The following is a 5,906-nucleotide window of genomic DNA, read 5'->3' on the forward strand; positions in this document are numbered from 1 at the left end:
CGGAAGTGGTGCAATAAATCCGGAAGTGGTGCAATCAATCAGAAACCAATGACTATCTGACCAACCGATAAACAATAAACCGTTCATTTGGATTTTTCTCATATAATACGGGTAGTTTAATTTCCATCTTTGGTTCAAAAGAGTTTTGACACTCTAAATAAGAAATATAATCGATGGATGGGTAATATAAAATTAACTCGATGTCTCGCTCGGATCTTTCCACGGAATCTAGTATATTATTAATTATCTTTATGAAAATTTCTACAGAAAATGGGTTAAAGAAGTAAAATCGATTGTCCAGTGAATCAATTGGATAGTTTTCTGCCAAACAACAGTGGAAATGAATTTTATCACCACGATGTTTGGCCTTTTTTAAATAATGAGCTTGATTTTCAAGAGCCTGTTGATAAAGGGCTTTGTTCATTTCTATGCCTACAACAGAGGTGCTAAAGCGGTAATTGATATAGAAATTTAATCGTCCTTTCCCACAACCAAAGTCAACAATCTGGTCGGTAGGATTCAATTCATATGTAGAAAATAATGTCTCTAATGCAAGATAAGGGGTCGGTTCATAGCGATTGTAATGGGCGTATTGAAGAAAACCTTCCTGAGTTCCTCGTGTTCTTATATTTAATAAATTATCATAATATCGCTCGTTCATACTTTTCTCCTTCATATCGTACAATTCTTATTTTATGATGTTTTAGATTTAAGCCAAAAATTATTTAGCCTTTATGTCATCTTTTCAGAGCATGTTGTACTTCGATTTTTTCAATAAGCATTCTCTTTGCACAGATAAATTAACACCGTTATAATTAATTATTAATTATAGGTATACTTTTCTATACTTTCCATAACTTGAAATGACTCAATAAATGATTTTATTGATAACATAGAGGTGAATATCATTGGGAAATGTTTGGAATATGAATATTAACTGTGAAAAAGAATTAACATTAGCTGTGATTTCAGGTAAATGGAAGATGATAATTTTATGGTATTTAGGAAATGAAGGAACTAAACGTTTTAATGAATTGAGATCTCTTATACCTGATATTACTCAAAGAATGCTTACGAATCAATTAAGGGAACTTGAAAGGGATCTTATTATTCACCGAGAGGTTTATCCTGTTGTACCACCAAAAGTAGAGTATTCATTGACTGAGCATGGAAAAAGTTTGCTTCCCATTCTTGGTGCGATGTATCAATGGGGTAAAAGTTATATGAAGGTCATGCAAAAACATGATAAAAAAATGGGATGTTGTAGGCCGTCAAACGAAAAAAAGATTCCTCATTATTTAGGTGTAAATAAAAAGTAGTTACTCTAACAAATAATATGGATTGAAAACATTTCAGTAAACATGAGGTTGTTTCTGAAGTGTTTTTTTTATTTTTCCTTAAGTGCGTTACATGAGGACCGGAAAAACAAGTAAGCGCCCGAGATTCGCAGCTTATCATTTGGTGACTTTTTGAACATCCTCTTAAAGTGATTTGGCTAATTAACAGTATCCTCAATGTAACTATATGTCTGAAATGTGCGTACTTACGGAATTCAGATGTTTGATCTAGACTAAGTTATGTCAGAGATTCAAATTTAATTGAGGAGGATTATATATGGAACTTCAACTAGCATTAGATCTTGTTAATATTCCAGAAGCAAAAGATGTCGTGGGTGAGGTACAAGATCATATTGACATTGTGGAAATTGGGACTCCAGTCATAATAAATGAAGGTCTTAAAGCAGTTAAAGAAATCAAAGAGTCTTTTCCTTCTTTAAAAGTGCTTGCAGATTTAAAAATTATGGATGCAGGAGCTTATGAAGTCATGAAAGCTTCTGAAGCAGGAGCAGATATTATTACAGTGCTTGGAGCAACCGATGATGAAACCATTAAAGGTGCGGTAGAGGAAGCAAAGAAACAAGGTACAAAAATCTTAGTTGATATGATTAATGTAAAAGAAATTGGTAAGCGGGCAGAGGAAATCGATGCTCTCGGTGTTGATTACATTTGTGTTCACACGGGTTATGATTTACAAGCTGTTGGTGAAAATTCATTTGAACAACTTCAAGAAATCAAACGTGTTGTTAAAAATGCAAAAACGGCAGTAGCAGGTGGTATCAAACTAACGTCACTTCCAGAAGTAGTTCAATCTAAGCCTGATCTTGTCATTGTAGGAGGTGGCATTACGAGTCAGGAGGATAAAAAATCTGTTGCTTCCCAAATGGAAAAATTAATTAAACAAGAGGCGTTATCATAAGGGGATGAGCATGCAAACAACACAGTATTTATCAGTGATACTTAATGAATTACACCAAACAGTTGGATTAATCAACGATCAAGAAGTGGAAGAATTTGTGGACGGTATTATGCAAGTTAGGAAGATATTTGTCGCTGGTGCGGGTAGATCTGGATTTATGATCAAATCTTTTGCTATGCGAATGATGCATATAGGTTTAGAAGCTTATGCTGTTGGTGAAACGATCACACCAAGATTGGAAAAAGAGGATCTATTAATAATTGCGTCGGGTTCTGGTGAAACAAAGAGTTTAGTTTCAATGGCTAAAAAGGCAAAAGATATAGAGGCAAAACTTTCACTAGTCACGATTAATCCTGAATCGACCATAGGGAAATTAGCCAAACCTATCGTAAAATTACCAGGATCTCCTAAAGAGAAGGAAAAAAGTCAATACGAGACGATACAACCCATGGCCTCTCTATTTGAACAGACCTTATTGTTGCTATTTGATAGCGTTATTTTAAAATTGATGGAGAAAAAAAGGCTAAATTCTTCGACGATGTTCACGAGACACGCGAATCTTGAATAGTTCATCAGATTGATTATAATGAGTTGACTCGGAAAATCTTTCAAAGAGATTATTTGAGTCAACTTTTTTAGATCGAAATGAGATCTATAAGAGAGACAAGTCCATCCTGGGACACGATTATATTAATATGATAGACTTATAGGGGAGAGACATGTACATTACATTCAGATAAATCGTGAGGGCCTAGTTTATATGTTCATGTCAAAAACTTAACGCCTGATGAATTTCCAAGAGAATGATGATAAATACATAAGATTAGACCACTTATATACTACGTTACGTGATTTGAGTTTCGAGGAATTTTACTTAGTGTAAAATTTCTTGATATTTTTTATTTCTGATTTTATTTGTAAATTATGTTTTAATAGTATTAGTGATTGTCATAAAGGAGAAGTAGTACATATGAGTATAAAACGAAATGATCCATGTCCATGCGGAAGCGGGAAGAAATACAAAAAGTGTTGTATGAAAAAAGATGCTGTTATTCAAACAGAAACAATAAAATGGCAGCATTTTTTACAACAAAAGCATAGGCTCGTCGAGAAGATGAAATCTTTTATTGGAAAAAATATATCGACGACTGAATTCTATCAATTAGAATCTGAATTTAATAAGCGCTCTGGAAGACGACCAAATATCAAATCCAGGCCAGGTTTTTTCCAATTTTGGTTATGTTTTTTTCACAGATTTGATAATCAGCTTCGGGGGATAGAATGGTTCTATAAGGAATATCAGCATAAACTAGCAAATGAAGAAAAGGAAATGGCTAAAAATTGGGTAGATTTAATGCCAAGAATTGTCCAAGCTGTTGATCGTAAAGGTGATGATATTTGGTTTAAAGATGTTATGACGAATGAAATCTTTATATCTCCTTTAATAGAGGAAAATCTTCCATCTTTTTATCCATGGTGTGGCACAATTGGATTATTAGAACCTAGGGACGATAAGTATTATTTTAATGGAGTACAAGTTTTTGAAGGACCACAAAAGATTCATCGAATAACAGAAAAAGTGATAAAATTAATGAAGGACTCAGGTAGTCATGTTGAACGTATTTTATCTGATTATTTTCCAGAACTGTTAGCTGATTTGTTCGGAAATGTAGAAAGTAAAGAATCTAAAACGATTCATCATTACACACTCAAATACGAGATTAAAAATGAGCAAGCACTCATCGATTTTTTACATAATCAACAGGAAGTTGAATTTGATAAATGGGAGTCTAAAGACAAAAGTGTTAGCTGGGTTAAAGATTGGAAAGTATATCGGGATAGTGAAATAAATGGAGAAGTTAAATTTGCCGAGGTAGAGGGCACCCTTTCTATTGATCATCATCATTTACACATTTTTTGTATGAGTGAAGAGACGAAAAACAAATTAAAAAAGAAAATGGAAGAAATAAGTCATGCAGTTTCCTATCTCCAAGAAAACGTAAGTTCAAAAACCGTTCCCTTGCATGTAGACATACGGAATATGCTTATCACAATGGGGAAAGAGGTGCCTAGGTACGCTGCTATTTATGCACAAAATAGCCTTAACTTCGAGGATGATACGAGACTTCCTATTTTAGGTAATAACACTATAAACGAATTAATGACTATGAATCGAAAAGAAGAAGTTGATATTTGGCTAAAACAACTGGAATGTCATCTCTATCAAACTGTGTTAGATCAATTTGGTGAAGTAAAGGTGACAGCTGATTTTAATACGATACGAAATCAGTTGGGTTTGCCACTATCGCCATTTGTCACAGGACTGGATAAAAGAACATCATCTTTACAACTATTGCATCAACAGGATACAAACACGGTACAACTCAAAAATGAGGACGCTGCAGTGTTTATGAAGTTAGGGTTCACGCCTGATACGTTTAATAATTTTTACGCAACAGATATGGTCACGTTTTTCAAAGAGAGGACATCTGGGAAATCGGCTAGTACTATTAGAAAGTATCAAACTAGTTTAAGTGACTTAAGGTATTGCCTCGATAGTCAATCTTTCCAACACTGGGAACAATGTGACGATCATTTCTGGGGGAAATTAATGACAGAGGATATCTTTAATTTATATAAAAACGTAAGTAAAACACGACTAAAAGATTTCATAAGTACAATGAAGACTTTGACAAAATGGTTGGATAAAAAATATAAAACGGATATGGCTCTATATGTGATGGATGCCATTAACAAAAAAGATGAAAAAATATTGGAGCATGTTTAGGACTGAGAAATGAAAGGTGTCATTACCTCTACTTGGGGTGTGATGCCTATTATCTTGACAAGAAAACTAGCGGGAACGATGAACAAATGGTTAAAAGAAATCCAAACTAGTTGTTATCATCAAAAACAAACGGTTATAAATTTAAATTAAATAGGACATATTAAGTTTATCATTACTTTTTCGGATCCTTAGCTCAAAGGTAGAGCAGCAAAATCAAATCGATTTTGCATTTTGCCAGTTCGAGTCTGGCAGGATCCATTAAAAACCTCACATTTTTGTGAGGTTTTTGTGTTTATAACAGATAACTTACTTTGATTGATGACTTTCTCTGGAGTTACGAAAAAGCCAATACAATGAATCGTGTTTATCATTTCTTGCTTTTCAAAATTTCCAAGTGTTTTACTAATGCCAAAATATAAAATGGATTATAACATTTGATTCGAAAAAAAAGAGGTGGAGGGTCTTCTATAGGCATTTAGAGTATTGTGGTTTTCATTTTTATTGTCTGTAAGATTAGTCATACTAACTATAAATGATCGCTAAATATGAGCTCATTTTATATAGAGTGGACATTAGACGTCTATCGTTGATTTAATAAAATTTGTTATAAAAAGTATTGACGGTATTCGAATAACATGTTATATTATTAAGCGTCGCTTCATTAAGCAATTTAAACATTAAAAAAGATGTTGACATGATTGCTTAATAGAGTTATAATATAAAGGTTGCTGTTACGAAATAGCGATAGTTATTAAAAAACGTATTGACAATAACTTTTGAGTTTGATACAACTATATAAGTTGCTGTTGCAAAACGGTGATATGAAATCAAAATAAGTATTGACAACGACTTTTGGATTTGA

6 protein-coding genes and 1 tRNA gene are annotated in these 5,906 nt (G+C 33.3%); 6 read left to right on the forward strand and 1 reads right to left on the reverse strand.

What is annotated here, in order from left to right:
• Nucleotides 1-52: 52 nt before the first annotated feature.
• Nucleotides 53-661: a class I SAM-dependent methyltransferase gene (locus tag GMB86_RS15200; RefSeq protein WP_155221378.1), complete on the reverse strand. Its 609-nt coding sequence runs from the start codon at nt 659-661 to the stop codon at nt 53-55.
• Nucleotides 662-926: 265 nt separating this feature from the next.
• On the opposite strand from GMB86_RS15200, the gene GMB86_RS15205 reads away from it, so the two are divergent.
• The 6 genes from GMB86_RS15205 to GMB86_RS15225 all read left to right on the forward strand — a co-directional run bounded on the left by GMB86_RS15205 (nt 927) and on the right by GMB86_RS15225 (nt 5,302).
• Nucleotides 927-1,319, forward strand: a complete 393-nt coding sequence (locus tag GMB86_RS15205) for a winged helix-turn-helix transcriptional regulator (protein WP_155221386.1) — start codon at nt 927-929, stop codon at nt 1,317-1,319.
• Between the two features lie 295 nt (nt 1,320-1,614).
• Nucleotides 1,615-2,256 carry a 3-hexulose-6-phosphate synthase gene (gene hxlA / locus GMB86_RS15210; RefSeq protein WP_155221380.1) on the forward strand — a complete coding sequence of 214 codons (642 nt, stop codon included), beginning with the start codon at nt 1,615-1,617 and terminating at the stop codon, nt 2,254-2,256.
• Between the two features lie 10 nt (nt 2,257-2,266).
• Nucleotides 2,267-2,824: a 6-phospho-3-hexuloisomerase gene (gene hxlB / locus GMB86_RS15215; protein ID WP_196220257.1), complete on the forward strand. Its 558-nt coding sequence runs from the start codon at nt 2,267-2,269 to the stop codon at nt 2,822-2,824.
• Nucleotides 2,825-3,226: 402 nt separating this feature from the next.
• Entirely contained in the window at nt 3,227-5,044 is a 1,818-nt protein-coding gene (locus tag GMB86_RS15220; protein WP_155221384.1) for a YecA family protein, read from the forward strand.
• A 9-nt stretch (nt 5,045-5,053) separates the two neighbouring features.
• Entirely contained in the window at nt 5,054-5,194 is a 141-nt protein-coding gene (locus GMB86_RS15630; RefSeq protein WP_196220258.1) for a hypothetical protein, read from the forward strand.
• 32 nt (nt 5,195-5,226) lie between these two features.
• Nucleotides 5,227-5,302, forward strand: a tRNA-OTHER gene (locus GMB86_RS15225).
• Nucleotides 5,303-5,906: the final 604 nt, after the last annotated feature.

The organism is Terrilactibacillus tamarindi (assembly GCF_009718825.1).
Lineage (GTDB): Bacteria > Bacillota > Bacilli > Bacillales > Sporolactobacillaceae > Terrilactibacillus > Terrilactibacillus tamarindi.